The organism is Aquimarina sp. AWH4_224 (genome assembly GCF_056160245.1).
The window spans coordinates 37,792-56,777 of record NZ_JBSWWU010000002.1; the positions used below are offsets into that span (position 1 = coordinate 37,792).

Sequence of the window (18,986 nt, forward strand, 5' to 3'; positions counted from 1 at the left end):
TTACCAGGGTGTAGAGGTGTAAAAATGCCAAAGAAAGTGCTCAAAATCCAAATTAATATAGATTATCACATTTTAGCCGCTATTCTTTTCGTTATCTGTCTCTGAAATATGATTGGATGTATCCTACCCTATGTTAGATCGTGTTATATTTCGTTGTATGACGTTCACTTGAAGGTAAACTGCTTTTTTCAAGGGTTTTTCGGATATCTTAGCCCTAAAATCAAAACTATGGAACTTAAAGGAATCGACCCCTGGACCAATCAAGAATTTACCAAGCACCGAAGCAATCAAAAATTTCAGTGCAAAGAAAATCAAATACGTTTTAACAATGAAAGAGCCAGGCAAAAAAGAAATGCGATGGCTTCTATTAACAGAGCGCTTGATAAAAACCGAAAAGTATTACGGACCATTCTTGGTGAGCAGGAAAGTGTAAAACGAAGTCGTGACTTCCTACTTGGGGCAGGATATCATTTTGGGGTGTTTACCCATAACATAAAAATTGAAGGTATACTCTGGAACTGTGTATATGAATATGGAATTACAGATGTTCAAGACCAAGCTTTTATCATTAGAAAAACCTAATAAAAACAAATCTCAATGACACTGCCCAAAAATCTATTGGATTGTTCTGAATTACAAATTGCAAGAGATATACCTACAGAGCTTTTGTTTTATAAAAATCAGTGTATTCAATTGGCAAATCAAAATCAATTGTTTAAAAATGCATTGATGGTTACAGGCTCTGGAATTTGTCTCTATATCGTGTATCATATGATCAAAAACTATGGAAAAAAGAAGAACCAAAAGAAAAATCTCCAGTGATAAGACTTATCAAAGAATTCTAACCAGTCCAAGCGATGAGTTTTTTGATAAGCCTCTTGTAAAAACCATTACAAAAACAGTAGTCATTGCTGGAACAGTATTTGTCTTTCTGTATGTCTCCAAGTATTTTCTTAGTGCTACAGCCGGTATGATTGAATCCTGCAAAAAGGTGCGTGATGCATGGAAAATCCTAACAAAAACTTCAAACAATGAACAAATCTCTTTTAAAAGATATCACCAGACCTGATGCTTTGACCACAACACTGAAAGTGATTTTTGGAGTTTCTCTTTTAGTAGGGATAGCCAAAACTACCACAGAAATTTACTTTAAAACTAAGGACAGAAAAAAGTAATCATCTTATCCTTAGCAATGTAACTGCTTTTATTCTATTAATAATCTATAACCATCTGGGATTTTACTTCCCCTTTTTATTGTGGCATTCTACTAAAATCCCTTTTAAAGAAGAAATCTCATCGTTGTAATTAGTCAGGGTTTTAAGAAGTGCGAAAATTATCAGGGATGACTAAAATAAACGATGAGATATATGAAACAATAGCAATATAAAAGAATTCAAAACAAAATTGCAAACTGTTATCCCACAAAGTTTTTACGGGTTAAAAAACAACTTAATCGAGTTGTTGCATATATGCATTGAGTATTAGCAATTTGTAAAAGTTTTTTAATCCTCGTAAACTAACTACCAGATTAACACTACGGAAAAATTCAATCAATAAAAAAACCTCCTTTATTTAAAAGAGGTTTTTGTTAAGTTAAATTCAGGGTAATTTTGGGGGTAAAAGTAATCGTATTTTGACGAGCGATATATAAACAATGCTATATCATCTAATTCTATACACAAATATACAATACAATTACGGTTTTACCTCAAATTATAAATGCACAAGAAGTTATTTTATCGACAAAAATCAATTTTCATCGATAAAAAGCTATTTTGTTAGGCTTTTTAGTTACTATATTAGCTCTTCATGTTCATAATCAACAGATTGCTCCACATCCTTTATGGAAATGTATTGATAGGTATGATCGTAAGAAATAAAATACTCTACATGGTAAATTGCAGTATTGTTATGATCTAGAAATTCATCCTGAATTAATCTACCGTATTTCTGTTTACCCTTTACCTGATATGTCTTTCTTGGGTGATTCAACAAATTTTTCTTTTTTAAAACACCTACTTCTGCACGAAACAATAGCTCTTTGTACTTAAAAAATAAATCGTTCATATAACCTACTCTTTGCTTTTTAAGAGTAAGTTCAGAAAGTTATACCTAACGATGTTACGGAAAACCGTATTTGTTTTGATAAGATATCTTTAATTTGATATTGCTTACCATGAAACTCCAGTTGCTTACATTTTTTCTTCTAAAATATACAAGGTCAAAAAGAAGAGTATAAAAATTATAAATACTATAACTTTTAAAATGTCATTGTTATTTCTTTTCATTTTATTAATTGATTAAAATGACGACGTGTTTACCTTTGGGGATAGAACTTAAACTTCACCTTTATCCATAGCCCCCATGGGCTAGATTGCAACTATTACCTCTCTCAAAACTAGGTAAGTCATCCAAAAATACGACAAGCCAGTTTCAAAAAATGAAACTGGCTTGTTATTTTTTTCTTGTTCTTATCCAGCATTAATAAAAGACTGGTGAGATTAGAAGTATCTTATCCCACACGAGTCACAGACTAGAAGGAACGTGAATTATCCCTGTAAGTACTCTTACTCATGTTCATCTAATTCTGCTTCCAGTTCCTCTTTTAAAGTTTCTCCTTTTAAAACTAAGGCTTCTCTGTCTTTGTTATAAAAGATACCAAAATAAACATCTTTCAAACTTGGATTACCAATAAACTCTTCTATAAATGAGTAAATAGAAATTGAACTTGGCTTAGCCCCCATTTCTTTATGTTCATCAAAGGCACAAAAATCTGCTAAATCTTTGTGAGGCCATAAAGAGAATATTTCATCTCCTTCTGCGTCTTTAAATATTATCCAGCTATATTTTTCGGTGCAAAGACCCCATACCTCCTCGAAATCTGCACAATATCTAATGAAATATTCAACTCTTTCTTCATTAGATAGTTTTAATAAATTTTCTGTTTGTTTTGGATGCACAATTCTAAACATTTAATATAACATCTTCTTCACTGAACCTATCCTTTATAAATGATAAAATATTGTCATCCAAAATTTGACTAAAGTTAAAGGAAAGGTCAGAATATTCGAAGGTTGATTTTCCTATGGAATTAAGTTTAATATCTATTTGTTTTTTACTTAAATCTATAGACTCTATGCAATTGTAATTGCCCCTTGAACCATCTGCATATCCCAAATAATATTTAGTCCAGCCTAGCTCTTTCCCTTCATTAGATAGATCAGATTGAAATTGAAGCATAAAGGAATCTTCCTCATTTAAATCATTCACAAGATACAATATATAAATATTGTCTTCTTCCTGAGTCAAAATGACCTTATTTATACGATTCAATTTTCTGTAATCCACTTACAATTCTATTTTACTCTACCTCATCAACTATTATCTACTCGTTAGTTTCTAGATCTTTTTCAAAAGAAAAACCATAAGGCGCTAATAAATTAACCTTAACTTCATCATCAATTTTTATTAATTGATCTGCAGAAACCAGTTTAAAATTGTCATAATTTTTAAGATACTCATCATCCTCGTTCCCCGAAAAAACTCTCCAACCACTATCTCCTTCATTACTTAGCTTTTCGCGATACATCCAGGTTGGAGCTTCTTTATCAATTAAAATTTTATTGCTTATAAATATTGCACCAATATTCAGATCCATAATCTCATTAACTAAAGTTAAAATTATGACAAAATAAGTTTATTTTTGGATTATCCAGTAGATGAAGGGATCAATGCAATTTTTGACAAAAAAACCGTACATCGATTACAGGATATACAAGATTTAGATGATGACATCAAAACATTATGTTTCGTCCTATTGTTACTATTATTAGAGATACTAAAACTAAAAAAGCAAATTTATAATTATGAAAATTATTTACATAATATTCCTAGCACTATCTATTGGAGTACACTCACAATCAACAGATTGCTCTAAATTTAAAACAGGTACTTTCAAGTATACTAATCCAAATTTGCAATACCACAAAATAATACGTAATGATTCGATACAAATAGAAATCGATGAAAACACTAATATCAAAATAGTGGGTACTATAAAATGGATATCTAATTGCCAATATACACTTACTTATAAAGAAGTGAATAACCCAGCTTATAATATGATTATAGGAACTTCTTTTAATGTGGACATTAATTCCGTTAATGGTAACACCTATACATATACAGCCTTTGATGATACTCGTAAAATGAATGGAGAGATCCTAAAAATAAACGAATAAAACCACTCTTAACAGAGTGGTTTTATTATCAAACATTTATTATTTCTAAAATCTCTCCTTCTCCTATTTCGTTTGGTGGTTCATTAATACTAAAAGTTTCTCCTATCTTAATAAATTTCTCTACTAATTTTCTGTCAACAAAAGTTATAAAAACCTCATTTAGTGTTCCTCTTTCAAAGAATTCTTGATTTATCAATTCTATATGGCCTGTATAAACTCTATCCTTTCTGTTATCAAAACAGAATGCAGGTCTATAACCATTATAAAAAGGTGTTTTTCTTCCTTTATGCTTGTATAAGTATAATCTTGCTTTTATCTTAATCATAATTTAATTATTAGGAATTGGGCTGCTATCTAATGACTTTATTTTTTTTATTTGTTTAAGTTGATTTGCAGGAATAGATACTGCTGGCATATTATCTGCCGAAAATCTTGTAGCATTTTTCATGACTGATTTAGGAACTTTAACCTCTATTATTGTCATTGGCAGTTTATCCCATCCAAAGAAATTTTTGGCATGTTGTGCTGCGTCTTGTGCTGTTTCTGTAAATAACTTCCCTGTGTCATATTGACCTGGAGTATTTCTTAGACCATTAGAAGATATATCATCTAATTCAGCCTGAGAAACTGCTCTAAATAAAGTCGTTGCCTTGTTTGATTTTATGACATTAGAAATAGCTTTTGTAGCTATATTTGTTCCTTTAGCCCCAACAACCGATCCAACAACGTTTCCTATAACGTTTCCTCTCTGTACACCGTTACCACTTATTAAGTCTTTAGCTCCTTTTACCGCAGATTCTCCAACTGCCACTGCTGTTTCTAAAGAGTTTGTTCCTAATGCAGCATCTGCTTGAGACATCATTCCAGGGTTCCCTTGTAATGCACTAGCAATAGCTAAATTACCTAATCCTTTAGCTGTTTGCACTGGGTTTGTGATAGCATCGATTGCTCCTTTTACATTATTAGCAACACCTTGAACTATACCAATTGCATGGGCTCCAAAACCATTAGGGTTCTGGACAGCATCACCTATAAGAGCTTGTTTTGCCCAATCTAATAACTCTGCACCTTCTAACTCAACACCCATTCCTAACTTATTTTCTTGAAATGCGTAAGTTGAGTTATACATATAATCTTCTGTCAACGGGTCTATTTGCCAGAATCTACCAATACTAGGATCACTTATACGATATTTCCATTCATGAATATTTAGGTCTAAATCTTCGGTTAATTCCTGCCCTTGATAAGTTTTTAATTTGTTCTTAATTCCTCTAATGGTAGGATTAATTCCTTTCCATTCGATACCAAAAGGGTAGTAATGTTGTTCCCTTTTGATTTCAGAGGTTGTAATCGCACCATCGAGATTGGTATCAGCAAAAGAAACTCTAGTATTCTTCCAAATATCTTGTAAACGATATACATATTGGTAACCGTTTCCAGCTGACTCAATATACCCTTCTGGTTGATCAATAAACTTAAGATTTCCGTTTTCGTATGTATAGCTCCCTACATAATCTGTAGTAGTTACAGAACTTCCCTCTGTTACGATCTTTTTTTGTTTCGTTCCAGCGGCGTTGTAAATATAAGCAATTGTTCCTGTACCATGACTATTGCTAATGGAAACTGTTTCAGGTAAGTTTAAATGATTATAAGTGATTGATGATATCCCTTTGTTACGGTCAACAATCATATTACCATTTTCATCATATTCAAAATCATCATTAGTATTAGTTCCATCTTTAAACCCAAAATTATCATTAGCCGTATCTGTCACCTTTTTAAGCTTGTTACCTCCATTATAGGTATAGGCTAACATATCCATATTCCCGAATGTTGTAGCTGCAGCATTGGTATGTCCTTTTCTATTTAATGTTAGGATGTTTCCTACTTTATCATAAGAAACACTACTTAGATCATATTTACCATCATTACTTGTAGCACTAAGGATACGATTTAAATCATCATAACTATAACTGTAACTTCTGGTAATATTATCATTAGCTGTTCTCCAAGATGTTTTTGTGATATTTCCATTATATAAAGGATTGGTCCCCGTATTATAATCAATAGCAAAACCAAAAATATCTCCATTACTGGTTGTACCTTCATTAATACTTTTAAGCCATCCTCTAATATTGTATTTATAATCTACATCTTGTAATCCACCTCCTACTTTTTTAGTGATCAATTGCCCAAGGGCATCATAGCTGTTTTCTGCAATGGTTTCGTCTTGTTCATTTATGGATTGTTTTTGTTTGGTCACTCTACCAGTATGATCATAGGTAAAAGTATCGATCGTTACAATAGCTGCATTACTACCTTTGGTATGGGTGGTTTTACTTTGTACTACTCTACCCGTAAAGTCCAATTGAGTTTCTACAATATCCGTAGCACCCAGATAGTCATTTTTATTGACTACATAGATTGGTCTTCCTTTACCGTCATACCAGGTTACTGTAGTAATCCAATCATCAGTCCCCAATACTCTCACTTTGCTTCCAGTAGCTAGTGATCTTGTATTACTAGTTATTGTTTGACCGTATACTGTTGCCGATGGTGCTGTAATCCCTACCACATCAAAACTATAATCATCATAATAGTTGATCGTTAATAGTTCTAAGTTATTCGTTGGGAACGCATTACTACTATATGAGATTTTTGCTCCATTTACGGTAGTTTCTGCTCCTCGTTTTTCTATGGTTACAGGAGCAGAACTATTATTGATCTCTGTTTGTATTGTAGCTCTGGATCTTGTATCGATATACTTTCCTGTATAAGCCACTCTACCATGAGCATCGTATTTGGTAAACAGCCAGGTATTTTCTGCTGCTAATAAAGCATCCTGAGTTAAGATAGGACGATCCTGTTTGTCATAGACAATAGATTCTAATCCTTTACCTGGGATCTTCTTTTCGATCAATCGATTTCTGTAATCGTAATGATACTGATAACACAACTCGGCAAGCTCGGTGTCAGAGACACCATCTGTAATAGTCACCTTTGGAGGTAGTACAAAGCTTAAATTATTGTATTTGTCATAGACATAATACGTATCATGTGCTTCTCCGTTATTATAGTTTCTTTTTAATACTACCTGATCTTGTTTGTCTTTGTATTCTCTGGTAGTGTGATTATCTCCATCGGTTGGTGTCCAGTTTTCATCTTTGGTGATACTTACATACAACTCATTAGCTGCATAATATCCGTTTTGATATAGCTCTGGTTTCTCGGTATCATTATTTGTAAAAGTAACATCAAAACGTACTACTTCATTTGCCGTGTTTTGCCTCCAATCAAATTTAATGGTATGATCAGCATCACTATTAGGGTCTGCTTTCCAATCCTTACCCGGGGTTCCTTGTTCTAATACTCTACTTAAAGGTGAATCTTCAAAGATACTTTCGCTATAGGCATTTACTTGTGCCGGATTCGTAATCCCTGCAAAGTCTGCAGCATAGGTGTCTAAATAATATTGGTTGATGTCGTTAGTAACATTTACTGAAGTATAACTACCATTGTTTGTCTTGGCAAAAGGTAAATACTCCTTGGCTTGTCTACCGATCTCATCGTACTCCATATGGGTGATGATGTCTGCTTCTGTTGGTGAGGCTTTAATCGCCGTTTGTTGTTTAGGTCTTCCTAACCCATCAAAGTAAGTGACGGTTTCTGTAACATCTTTGTTGTACTGTATCTCACTTGGAGATTCCATTTCTGTTTGGTAGGTACGAGTAAATACATACGTTTCTGTATCCGATAAGTTTAACGTATAAGGAGAATATTCACATCCTTGATTTTCTCCAAATACTCCAGGACAGTTATCGGTATTATCAGCTACATACCCTGTTGGCGCTGTACAACTGGTTTGGATATCGGCAGGATCTCCAAAACCATCATTATCAACATCTTTATACCATTTTGTATTTGGATGGATAGAAGGGTTGTTGTCATTACAATCATTTCCATTAAGCACATAAGTATATGCATCTACTGGTGGTGCACTTCGGTAATACTTGATGTTTGGATTCCCAAAAGTATCATTGTCCCCATCTCTGTAGAAGTTTTGAGGAGCAATGTTGGTGATATACTCGTCACCATCATCATGATCATCTCCATTTAACACATAAGTGTACTGATCTACTGGTGCAGCACTACGATAATATTTGACATTTGGATTTCCATAGGTATCTGTATCTGCATCTCTATAAAAATTCTTGGGAGCTACATTGGTGATGTACTCATCATTATCATTATAGTCATCTCCATTAAGTACATAGGCATACCCATCTGTTGGTGCTGCACTATAATAAAATCGAGCATTGGGATCTCCATAGGTATCCGTATCTACATCTCTATAAAAGTTCTTAGGTGCAATGTTGGTGATAAACTCGGTACTATCATTACGATCATTACCATTGGTCACATAAGTATACCCATCAGATGGAGGAAAACTTTGATAATATTTGATATTAGGGTTCCCAAAAGTATCATTATCCGCATCTCTGTAGAAATTCTTAGGTGGGATATTGGTAATAAACTCATTACCATCATTAATATCATCATTGGTCAGCACATAACCTAGAGGCCTGCCACACTGGGTTTTGGTAATAGAGGGATTTCCTCTCTGGTCTCCATCCCCATCTTTATACCAAACCGTGTTGGGGTTGATATTGATATTTCCATCATCACAATCGCTATTATTGGTTACATAACCACTTGGACGAACACTACGGTATACTCGTGTAGCTGCTGCAGGGGAACCATAAGTATCGGTATCTCCATCTTTATAAAAATAACGGGGTGGGATATTAGTAATCCATTTGTCTCCATCATTGATATCATCATTGTTACTTACATAACCTGATGGTTGCGTACAACTCTTGGTAGTCGAGTTCGCATTCCCTCTACCATCTTTGTCGGCATCTCTATACCAAACCTTGTTGGGATTAATCGATGCATTACCATCATTACAATCCAGATTATTGGTCACATAACCCCCAGGACGAACACTGCGGTATACCCTGTTGTTGGGATTACCAAAAGTATCGTTATCCCCATCTCTGTAAAAGTAACGTGGAGCGATATGAGTGATATACTGATTGTTATCATCCCGATCGTCATTATACAATACATAACCAGAAGGCTTAGTACACTGGATCTTCATAGGACTGGTACGCCCTCTACCATCACCATCTCCATCATAATACCAACGGGTAGTAGGATTGATTGCCGCACTACCATCGTTACAATCGGTATTGTTAGGCACATAATTAGTAGTAGGGGTGGTTACATAGGAAGAATTAGGATTACCATACCCATCTCTATCCCCATCATAATAATATTTGGTGGTACCACCGCCCCCATCAATAGGCTCATCAGTTAATTGTGCTTGCGCAGTGTATCCTATAAGTAATAGGAATACAATTAAATATATCTTGTTTTGCATGTCTTCTTACTTTTTAGGATTAGTTTTTATAGTGGTATTTGTTCTCTGAAATCAAATTGCCATCGGCATCTCGTACATACTGCAGACGATTAAAATCATCATACTCATAATATACCGTGTACCCTCTTGGATCTGTCATACTGGTCACTCCTACCATAGGATCATAGGTATAGGTAGTTACCATAGCATCCGCTGGTAATTCTACCCGTAGTTTATTGAGCTCGGTGCGTAACGCGCCTTCACTACCTTCTCCACCCATTTTATGATCGGTATCCGAGTTGGATTTATTTTGAATCTCACCAACATATGCCGATACCCCGCTATAGGTCATGTTTTCGATTTTAGCTACCGGATATTGATGATCATATCCCCAGATATAAGCCATAGGTATCCCATCTGCCTTGGCCACCTCGGTTGGATTTCCAAAGTTATCGTAAGATGTATATTTTACTCTAAGCTCTAAATCGTTGCTTCCTTTGGCAGTTAGCACTTCTTCCGGAAGTAATACATTATTCCCCCAATCTTTATATTCGTTATGTACTTTAGAAAGTACTTCTTCAGCACCTCCCATCTGTTCTATAGTAATCACATCGATAGCTGCTGCAATTTGATGTTGATCGATTAGTTTTTGTTCTGTAACGGTTCGATTAGGAGCTGCTATATCTTGAGGATAAATGGTCTGGGTTTTAATGATTCTACCCTTACTATCGGTCACTTCTGTTCTGGTTTGTTGTAAGTGATCCGCATTATCATAGAAAAATTTCTCTGTAGTGGTTAATGGGTTTTCTCCATTACTATTGTATTGTTTAGTAGTACGTTTACTCATCGTATGCCATTGGCGCAATAATGAATATTGACCAATATGATATTGAGTATTTTGTAGGGTATATCCTGGATCATCTGCAAATCCCACTGAGATACTCCTTGCTTTTCGTACCGAATACACTATTGTTTCTTTATCCAAGTTTGTTTTGTGCGTATATTCGTTCGCTTGTTCCTGTACGATTTTAAAACCGTTGTTTTCTTTTTTATATGTCTTTTCTGAAAGCTTACGACCAAATCCAAAGAAATTGCTGTATGGTAATCCAGCAATATATTCTTCTCCGAAAACAGCGACGTTAGGAACAAGCAAAAAATCACTCTCAAACTCATGTAGTTTTAACCCTCCTTTAAAATCTTCTCCTAATTCCTCGATTACTTTATTGTACCCAATATGGTATCCTTGTACTCCATACAAAGGAAAAGCGGTGTTTGAGGATATGGTAGTAGAACCACAAAGAGTTGCTTTACTATCAGCATCATTAAACAATACAGTATTGGTATTGATATGTGGTTCTATGTTTCTGGCAATAGCCACCCCAGAATCACAATCCAGACAATCCATATTCCCATAATGGTATTTTTTGGTTTCAACCTTTCCATTACCATCCAATGTTTTTACTTCAGCAATACGCATCCCACCAACTGGTATTTTTTGTGTAGTCACTATAGGTAATTGATCAAAGTAAGTGAGCTTGATATTAGAAAGTGTATAGCCATTATTCAATCTGATCTTGAATCGATAGCGATGATCTTTTTGCAATTGCACGTATTTTCTCTTTGAAAAGTTTTGATTGGTAATTCCGTAGACTACTCCCGGTATAGGGCTATTACCATGAACATCAGACTCATCAAAAATAGAAACCCCCACTTCTGTACCTGTAGTGATATCAAATACATCAATTACTGCAATATTAAAATTCAACGGATTTGTTGTATCTCCAATACCCTGGCTAAAATCATCCAGATTAGCACCAAAACTCAACCATCCTTTATGCGTGTGGGGTATAACTGGTGTATCAAAACTACCGTTTGGATTGGTATTGGTGACATTTGCGATTTGATCTACGTAAGATGGATTTGTGGTCACTTCTCCGTAATATCCATGCCCCTCATAACTAAATTCATTCTTTCCTTTGGTAGGATAGGTGATCCCTTTTATCATTCCAAAGTTTGCATGCGTAGAACTAGGACTGCGATCTGCTGCTTCCAAACCACTTAATGCATTATAGAGTACAAAGTTCGCTGCTATCTTATCTATCGCCTCAGTAGGGATCAAATTACGATTATCATCTTTACCATTATAAAATCCCCAGTGATCCTGAGCATATACAAAACGTGCAGGTAAACTTTCTGGGTTATTATATTCAAAAGTATATGGTGATAATAGTGTCCCACTAGAAGAAATTTCGGTTACCTTGGATAGATAATATCTTGTATTAAAATAAGGTTCTTGCGTAAAATCTAAATTAGCTTTTGTACTAGATACCATATCATACTCCAAAGAAAAGCTCTTAATGGTAGTATCATGCTGGTTTTTAATTACGATTTCTTCCAGTTTATTAAAACCAGTTGGCATATTCGCTTTGGCACTATAATTAAAAGTAATACTTCCCGAATCTGTAGAACTAATTTGTGAAAGGTAAGAAGTATTCCCTTGTGCAATATTTAAAAATGCACTATCACTGCCACTTGAAATACAAGCATCAGAATCCCGATAAAAACCATCTACTCGAGTTACACTTTGCGAAATACTTTGTTTATAGGTACTTGATGTAGAAGTATAAGAAAAAGTGATTTCTTCTCCTGATGGATGTGTAATTTTGGTTAAATACCATGCAGAAGGCACAAGCGGCCTTACATCACCAGAATTAGCCTGATTTGTAGAAGAATATCTGGATTTTTCAATCGCATTAGCACCTCCAAAATAATAAACAATCCCACTAGGATCAGTAATTTTAAAATGATGCTCTGTACCTACATTCAGGATTTCCACTTTTACTGGGGAAGGTTCTAAGAAAATTACATTGCGCTCTGTTATAAAAGGCGCATTGTCATCTAGATAAAACTTACCACTAAAACCATTAAAGCTAAAAGAGAAAATATCCGGTTGGATATCGATCCCATCAGGACTTGGATCAGCAGCAGCGGATGCATATAAATATCGGTCTTCACCTATATTCAAATCTACATCTTTTGCAGGGCGATACTGATTTTCATCCTTTTTCCCATATACTGATCTAGTAATCGCTCCTCCTGCGGATAGATTCCAGCCTAAACCAGCTGAAGACGAATACTCGTCTACTCGGATTCCATTAGAACTATAATCCAAACTCACAGGAATGGATAATGGTCCTGAAGTAAATGTGTATATCGGAACACTTACCTGTGCAGTTCCTGTAAATAACCCTACTGGTACTTGACCATAACGGGCAATGGATGCAGCCTCTGGTGAGACTGGAGTAACATCTGGTAATTCCTGAGCAGTAGCTATGGAGCATACCACCATCAGAAACAGTATGATTAATTGTTTCATTGTTGAAATGTTCATTTGATTTAGTTACTTAATTTTTGTTTTACTGTATTAATCCCATAATATTTAAACCAATTACCATGTGCCAATGAACCGGGAAGGGATAAGCAGAGAAATCTTCTCTTTTGGTGCCTACTCCTAATTAAACTTATCCCTTATGATTCATTATCTAAACACAAATAATTGTAATTCAATTTTTCCTTTTTGTAATGCAATATTACACCGCGCCAGTTTCAAAATTTGAAACTCTGCTTTATTGAAATGTTAAAGTTTTTGATAATTTTTCCCTTGCTATCAAAGACAAGGACAAAACTATCATCTTACCTTCTTTTCGCAATACAGAAATCTGTATTACCAGTATTTTTTTATAAAAAATGTGTCGGTAAGCTTTCGTCAAAGTGCTAGAAATTAGCTCATCAATCACTGGTACAGACAGAGTAGTCCTCTTAAAAAGGGATAGTCCTTGCATAGCAATCTCAAATTTTATTTTGGGTTTCTTTATTTGTTTTCGCGTGCAAACCTAATGGATTCTCTTTGATTATATTAGGGGAAAAATACCCTTTTCGACAAAAGGAACAATCTATTAGATCAGGGACATAGTAAGTCTTGTTTTTTAGATCGATAACCTAGCTTCTTTAATAGATCTCATTAAACTACAACTAGTAAAAAAATACTCAAACACCCAGCATTACAAAAAGCATAAATTGAGTTATGGATCCGGGATCGGGACATCCCGAAATGGGACGATATCGTCATATAAAAAATCTGTAATCATAGAAACAGGGATTGAAGTTTACTTTTCTTGAGACTTACTTTAGTGATATTATGTTGTACTGTATTTATTTGGAATCTACCATTTTATAAGGCAGATCGATCTGATCAAATAACTCCAACAAAACGAATCGATTGGTTTTCGTATTCCGCTTCTTTACATGATTGTCTCTTAGAAAATCATCAAGGATATAGCCAATGTTAGTATCCTTAAAAGCCTCTTTAACTGCTTTGTTATCAAAAGGCATCATCTGATAATCATTATAAATGGTAAAGTAGGTGCGCTCTCCTCCAAGAAAAGTTGGGTACTCAGATCTAAAGGTATAGATCTGCATATAATGACATTGGTCCTCTAGATAACAATACGAATGACTACCCACTGGTAATACATTTTTAATGTCATACGCCTTTTCAATAGTCCTTTCTATACTTTTATATTCAATGGGAGAACTCTCTTCGATAAGTAATGATTCTATTTTATAGAGAATATCATAGGCATCTATCTTGGTCATGCCATCAAATTGCTTCACGCATTTCTTTAAAATTTTATCCTGATAAGTAGTCATATACTAAAAGGGTTATAGATTAGTAATATGCATAGGATATGACGATAGTATTTAAAGAAGATATACTGGCACTTTTCTTCTATACTCTGAAATAATAACAAATGGGGTGTTCACTAAAAACAGGCAGAAACTTGACGAGCCAAAATAGCGATTTCAAAGTATGGTTTATCTCCTTAAAAAATGCCAGATATCTCTTTACTAATGGGGTACACAAACTAAACTGTATTGTTATAAAGTAATTTCATTTTGGGTATGTTTTCTATTATGCTATGTTAACTTAAATCAATAAAGGAATTGGACCTCAAGGGGTTTTAACTTGTTCTGATATCCTTGTTTTGATGTTTTTTATTGTTTATCAGTTTAACAACGAAGGCAACAATTTGGGGGTACGGGTAGAGTCTTGTTTGTAGAAAGGCAATAATCGTATTTTGTATCCTTAATTTTTCGCTGATCTCCAAGGATTCATACACACTTTTTGATTCTAGCTCGGCAATTATTTTGTTATATTTTCTTATTGCCTTTTGATTATCTTTAATGCAGGTAGCTGTAAAATATGTGGAAAACAAAACGTTTTCTGTTTTATTCTTTTCTAAAGCAAAGGTCTCCATATTAGAAAGTTAATTTTGAGGTTAATACATCTTTTATTTTATTCATTGTCGTATACATTCAAAAATTGCTGATAAAGCATCTGAACTCTTTCATTTTTATCGTTATGAATCTTCAGTAAACACTCTACTGCTCTTAATAATTCTTGTTTGCTAGTATCCACTGATTTTATCTTTTGTGTAAAGTAAAAATGAGATAACCCAAATTCTTTTGCCGCCTCTTTAATTTCATTGGAGTTAAGTTCTTTTCGTATCGCATGAGCCAATTCTGGTAACTTCATTTAATTGATCAATTTTTTGTAATTTTATTTGGTAAATTTGCAGGTCGATATACCAAATAAACCTAAACATATCCAAATATACAAAACATATCTAAACATTTCAAAATAAATCTAAAGATTTTTAAAATCTTATCATACGCACACTAATTATGACTCCGGGGGAAAGAATTTTATTTGTTATTGATCATTTAAAAGTTTCGAAAAACAAATTTTCTACTAAAATGTTGGGACTTTCTGCCAGTACCAAAGTGGATCATATCATTAAAGGTAGAAATGATATTACTCCGGATTTTGCAAAAGAGATATGTGAAGTAGTTCCTTATTTGGATTATAATTGGCTACTCAAAGGAATTGGAGAGCCTTTTGTTGAGGATTTTGATAGTGACAAAAAGAATAGTTTCACACCTCAAAATCAACTAAATGACCTTGCTAATGCTGTACTTGAATATGAAGATGAACTCATGGAAATACCAAAAATCAGAAAAATGATTGAGCGACATGCACTTATAATGCTTAACGATAAACTTCCGGAGTTAATAGACAGAATTTACAGCACTAAATCCAAATCTTAAAAATGGAATCTACAAGATGTACTTTTTCAAGTATAAGGAATTAAACTCGGAGTGAATCAAATTTATCAATTCAGATTTTTCAATATCGTTTTCTTCAATAATTTTTCGAATTATAGTAATAGTCTTCAAAAGCCTTTTTTCTTCTTCTAGAAGTTTCTCATTTAATTTTTCTTCGAGATCTCGTTCTAGATATTCGATTTCATCAATCAAAAAGTTTTCAAATTCCTCATTACTAATCTCGCCTTTCCTATGTCTGGACACAAAATCATTGTGATTCCTTATTCTTTTTATTATCCTGTTTAACATTTTTGGGCTCGCCTTTGTATTGTATAAAGTCCTTTCTTTTCAAGAGGTTTAATTTTTAAGCTTAGTTTTCAGATAACTTAGCCCGTTGTTTAGTACCGTTTCTTTATGTTTACTTAGAACCTTAAGAGCTTCAATGTAATTACTGATTTTTTTATAGATCAGTACAGAAATGACACATAAGAATAAAGACAAGAAGATATAAGCTAGTAAGTCATAATTTACATTTGGAATAAACACCCAAGAAGCGTAGAAAATAGCTGAAATAAATGGAGAAATTAAAGCGTATTTTAAATGATGCTGTACTGCTTTGTATTTTTGCGGACTGGAAACAGGAGAGATCACAAGGAGCACACCTATAGTCAAAAATAAAATACTAAGATGCACCCCAAATGAGTATAAAAAAGATTGTACACTAGTAAAACCAAATAATCTTTCTTCTAGCTTTTCAAATTTCACAAATGAGTGTAAAAATGGGAGTAGCCCACTAGCTAAGATCAAGAAATACCCGGTTCTTTCTATTAGATAAAGTTTATCAACTTTTTTGCTATAATCAATATCATTTACCTCCTTGTCCTCCTGGTGGCTCCACGTTTTCTTTGTCGATTTTCTGAAGGTATGTTTCTTCTGAATTTGATTCACTACCTTGTCCCCCTGGTGGTTCGACATCTTCTTTGTCAATGGCGAGTTTGATTCCGGTTTCATCACTTAAATCTGTTTGTTCACAACTGCTCAAAATCAAACCAAAAAACAATACTGTTAAAAAATAAAATACTTTGTTCATTCGAATAATCTATATGGTTATTAACTAAAAATACCAATTATAGATTAGTTAAAATATAATTGAAACAAAGATTTAAAATCTAAACATATCGTTCTGGATTATGACAATTGGGGTAAAGCTAGTCATATTAGTTACTTAGGCAAAGTAAATAAAAAGTAACAAATTCTTATTACGGGTTTACCTCGTATTTTTTTCTAAACATTAACATACAAATCAAAACTAAATAAACATATCGAAACATTTTTTGATGAGTCTATCAAAACAGTTTTGGTTATTTCTGGATAACTAGGCTATTTAATATTTAGTACAAATTATTTTATCGTTTTTCATTCCTTCTCCAAAAACAAAAAGTCATGCTTTCTTTACTTTTCTAAATTAACAATTATCCTAATTAGAAGAATCTTTGGTAACATATTAGCATATGTCGCAAGTCGACTGAAAAATTAAACGGAAAAGCTCACTTAATCAAAGTACATCAAATTTTGTGCGAATTCCTTTTTTGTCTCATCATCAAACCCTGCAAAATATGCCTGGGTAGTAGCCATATTTTTATGCCCCAGACTTTCCTGCATAAATTCCATAGATGCTCCTTTTTGTATGGATAGTGTCGCAAAACTATGCCTAGCCCAGTATGTAGAGATTTCTTGAGGAAGTTCATTATCTTCACACAATTTTTTTATGTGTTGATTCACATACCTTGTGAAATTTTTAGACTTTATTTGTTTTTCCTCTTCAGTTTCATTTCCATCCAAAATTGTGAAAACATAATTATCCGATAATTTATTGAGATTCCCATATTTACTTATTATAGATTTGGTGTAATCATTAAGGTATATTGTAATTGGCTTTAACGCTGTTTTTGACGTGAATAATGTTTTTGATCTATAAAAAACAATCGTATTATCAGTAAGATTTTTATACTTTAAAGCTACAATATCCTTCATATTCATCCCATTACAGTTATACGAAAAGAACCAAAAATCTTTAGCTTTTTCCTGTTCTTTGTTTTTCGGTATAGCATTAAACATCTTTTTCATTTGCTCCTTAGTAAGTGCTTTTTTAACCTTTTTGGATGTTGGGATTTGGTATTTCCGTTTCCCGAAAGGATAAAACTCTTTTTCAATCTCTCCTTCATCAATTGCCTTGTTAAAAATTGCCCTAAGTGGTCTTAAATAAATTCCAACAGTAGAAACAGATCGACCAGCATCTTTCATATATCTCTCAAAACCCTCCAACCACTCCTTGTTGACATCAAACAACGTAAGATTCTTAAAACTTTTATTTTCTTTTTCAACAAACCTTTTTAATGCATTTTTACTACAATTATAAGAATCTGCCGTAGATAATCTATTTTGTTTTTTAAAATCTTCTATTCGTTCTTTATAATGGTAATCTATCTTTATTCCATCATGCTTTTTTCTGAAAAGCTTCTTTTCAAACTCTGAAAAACTAAAAGGCTTAATCTTACTTGCTACTTCATTCGCCTTATTTTCAATAGCCTGTAATTTCAATTTTACATTTTTATGATCTTTTCTTGGCCTTATTGTCTTCCAAATACTTTCAAACTCTTCCGTAGTAAAATCGAATGAAGTTGGGTACAATTTTTGTTTTCTAGGATTCGAAACAAAAACTCTTAACCTTACTGGAAATTTACCATTAGTTTTCTCTCTTCTCTTATCTAGATATATAGATATTGAATATTCGTTTGTCATAATTGCTGTGCATATAATGTGCATACGATTTGCATACAAACTTACAAAATATGCATACAAAACCGCAAGAAAAATTAAGACTAAACTTTCTTAAACCCTTTATTAACAAAGGTTTTCAAGTTTTTTACAGAAATATCAAATCATTAAAAACCAACTCATAATCAGGGGGTCCTTGGTTCGAGCCCAAGTGGGACCACCTATAGTAAATTAAGCTGTTTCTTTTATAGAAGCAGCTTTTTTGTTTGAATAAACTTAATTCGGGCGAGAAGTTCATCCCGAGCGAGGTAACGAGCCGAAGGGAGCCCAAGTGGGACCACTTTATAACAAAACCTTAGCAAAAGCTGGGTGATTTTTAT

General features: G+C 33.6%; 19 protein-coding genes. 6 read left to right on the plus strand and 13 right to left on the minus strand.

From position 1 onward, the window contains the following. Nucleotides 1-228: 228 nt before the first annotated feature. Genes ACXAGJ_RS03590 through ACXAGJ_RS03605 form a run of 4 tightly spaced genes read left to right on the plus strand, consistent with a single transcriptional unit; the run spans nucleotide 229 to nucleotide 1,175 of the window. Entirely contained in the window at nucleotides 229-582 is a 354-nt protein-coding gene (locus ACXAGJ_RS03590) for a hypothetical protein (protein WP_474837206.1), read from the plus strand. A gap of 15 nt (nucleotides 583-597) precedes the next feature. Continuing rightward, nucleotides 598-822, plus strand: a complete 225-nt coding sequence (locus tag ACXAGJ_RS03595) for a hypothetical protein (protein WP_474837208.1) — start codon at nucleotides 598-600, stop codon at nucleotides 820-822. Further along, nucleotides 785-1,069 carry a hypothetical protein gene (locus ACXAGJ_RS03600; RefSeq protein WP_474837209.1) on the plus strand — a complete coding sequence of 95 codons (285 nt, stop codon included), beginning with the start codon at nucleotides 785-787 and terminating at the stop codon, nucleotides 1,067-1,069. Before ACXAGJ_RS03595 ends, ACXAGJ_RS03600 begins: the two co-directional genes overlap by 38 nt. Then, a complete protein-coding gene (locus ACXAGJ_RS03605; protein WP_474837211.1) occupies nucleotides 1,032-1,175 on the plus strand; it encodes a hypothetical protein in 144 nt (47 codons plus the stop codon). The genes ACXAGJ_RS03600 and ACXAGJ_RS03605 overlap by 38 nt, the downstream gene beginning before the upstream one ends. 619 nt (nucleotides 1,176-1,794) lie before the next feature. Here ACXAGJ_RS03605 and ACXAGJ_RS03610 read toward each other — a convergent pair. From ACXAGJ_RS03610 to ACXAGJ_RS03625, 4 genes are all read right to left on the minus strand, one after another. After that, the gene (locus ACXAGJ_RS03610) at nucleotides 1,795-2,067 is read right to left on the minus strand and encodes a hypothetical protein (protein WP_474837213.1); all 273 of its coding nucleotides are present in this window, start codon (nucleotides 2,065-2,067) and stop codon (nucleotides 1,795-1,797) included. Between the two features lie 500 nt (nucleotides 2,068-2,567). Beyond that, nucleotides 2,568-2,972 (minus strand): DUF2750 domain-containing protein, encoded by a 405-nt coding sequence (locus ACXAGJ_RS03615; protein ID WP_474837215.1) that lies wholly within the window; start codon nucleotides 2,970-2,972, stop codon nucleotides 2,568-2,570. Further along, nucleotides 2,965-3,309 (minus strand): hypothetical protein, encoded by a 345-nt coding sequence (locus ACXAGJ_RS03620; protein ID WP_474837217.1) that lies wholly within the window; start codon nucleotides 3,307-3,309, stop codon nucleotides 2,965-2,967. Before ACXAGJ_RS03620 ends, ACXAGJ_RS03615 begins: the two co-directional genes overlap by 8 nt. Nucleotides 3,310-3,385: 76 nt before the next feature. Beyond that, nucleotides 3,386-3,658, minus strand: coding sequence for an immunity protein Imm33 domain-containing protein (locus ACXAGJ_RS03625; RefSeq protein ID WP_474837219.1), 273 nt, complete (start codon nucleotides 3,656-3,658; stop codon nucleotides 3,386-3,388). Nucleotides 3,659-3,866: 208 nt separating this feature from the next. On the opposite strand from ACXAGJ_RS03625, the gene ACXAGJ_RS03630 reads away from it, so the two are divergent. Next, nucleotides 3,867-4,241, plus strand: a complete 375-nt coding sequence (locus tag ACXAGJ_RS03630) for a hypothetical protein (RefSeq protein WP_474837221.1) — start codon at nucleotides 3,867-3,869, stop codon at nucleotides 4,239-4,241. Between the two features lie 28 nt (nucleotides 4,242-4,269). Here ACXAGJ_RS03630 and ACXAGJ_RS03635 read toward each other — a convergent pair whose 3' ends face one another. The 5 genes from ACXAGJ_RS03635 to ACXAGJ_RS03655 all read right to left on the minus strand — a co-directional run bounded on the left by ACXAGJ_RS03635 (nucleotide 4,270) and on the right by ACXAGJ_RS03655 (nucleotide 15,259). Further along, on the minus strand, nucleotides 4,270-4,566 hold the full coding sequence (locus ACXAGJ_RS03635) for a hypothetical protein (protein WP_474837223.1): 297 nt from the start codon (nucleotides 4,564-4,566) through the stop codon (nucleotides 4,270-4,272). A gap of 3 nt (nucleotides 4,567-4,569) precedes the next feature. Next, entirely contained in the window at nucleotides 4,570-9,684 is a 5,115-nt protein-coding gene (locus ACXAGJ_RS03640) for a DUF6443 domain-containing protein (RefSeq protein WP_474837225.1), read from the minus strand. Nucleotides 9,685-9,703: 19 nt separating this feature from the next. Next, on the minus strand, nucleotides 9,704-13,039 hold the full coding sequence (locus ACXAGJ_RS03645; protein WP_474837227.1) for an RHS repeat domain-containing protein: 3,336 nt from the start codon (nucleotides 13,037-13,039) through the stop codon (nucleotides 9,704-9,706). An 836-nt stretch (nucleotides 13,040-13,875) separates the two neighbouring features. Beyond that, nucleotides 13,876-14,373 carry a hypothetical protein gene (locus ACXAGJ_RS03650; RefSeq protein WP_474837229.1) on the minus strand — a complete coding sequence of 166 codons (498 nt, stop codon included), beginning with the start codon at nucleotides 14,371-14,373 and terminating at the stop codon, nucleotides 13,876-13,878. A gap of 646 nt (nucleotides 14,374-15,019) precedes the next feature. Next, nucleotides 15,020-15,259: a hypothetical protein gene (locus ACXAGJ_RS03655; protein ID WP_474837231.1), complete on the minus strand. Its 240-nt coding sequence runs from the start codon at nucleotides 15,257-15,259 to the stop codon at nucleotides 15,020-15,022. 221 nt (nucleotides 15,260-15,480) lie between these two features. On the opposite strand from ACXAGJ_RS03655, the gene ACXAGJ_RS03660 reads away from it, so the two are divergent. Beyond that, the gene (locus ACXAGJ_RS03660; protein WP_474837233.1) at nucleotides 15,481-15,831 is read left to right on the plus strand and encodes a hypothetical protein; all 351 of its coding nucleotides are present in this window, start codon (nucleotides 15,481-15,483) and stop codon (nucleotides 15,829-15,831) included. Between the two features lie 9 nt (nucleotides 15,832-15,840). On the opposite strand, the gene ACXAGJ_RS03665 is transcribed toward ACXAGJ_RS03660, so the two are convergent. From ACXAGJ_RS03665 to ACXAGJ_RS03680, 4 genes are all read right to left on the minus strand, one after another. Beyond that, the gene (locus ACXAGJ_RS03665) at nucleotides 15,841-16,137 is read right to left on the minus strand and encodes a hypothetical protein (protein WP_474837234.1); all 297 of its coding nucleotides are present in this window, start codon (nucleotides 16,135-16,137) and stop codon (nucleotides 15,841-15,843) included. Nucleotides 16,138-16,185: 48 nt separating this feature from the next. Beyond that, nucleotides 16,186-16,593 carry a hypothetical protein gene (locus tag ACXAGJ_RS03670; RefSeq protein WP_474837236.1) on the minus strand — a complete coding sequence of 136 codons (408 nt, stop codon included), beginning with the start codon at nucleotides 16,591-16,593 and terminating at the stop codon, nucleotides 16,186-16,188. Between the two features lie 100 nt (nucleotides 16,594-16,693). Then, on the minus strand, nucleotides 16,694-16,918 hold the full coding sequence (locus ACXAGJ_RS03675) for a hypothetical protein (protein ID WP_474837238.1): 225 nt from the start codon (nucleotides 16,916-16,918) through the stop codon (nucleotides 16,694-16,696). 461 nt (nucleotides 16,919-17,379) lie between these two features. Further along, nucleotides 17,380-18,630, minus strand: coding sequence for a tyrosine-type recombinase/integrase (locus ACXAGJ_RS03680; protein WP_474837240.1), 1,251 nt, complete (start codon nucleotides 18,628-18,630; stop codon nucleotides 17,380-17,382). Between the last annotated feature and the right edge of the window lie 356 nt (nucleotides 18,631-18,986).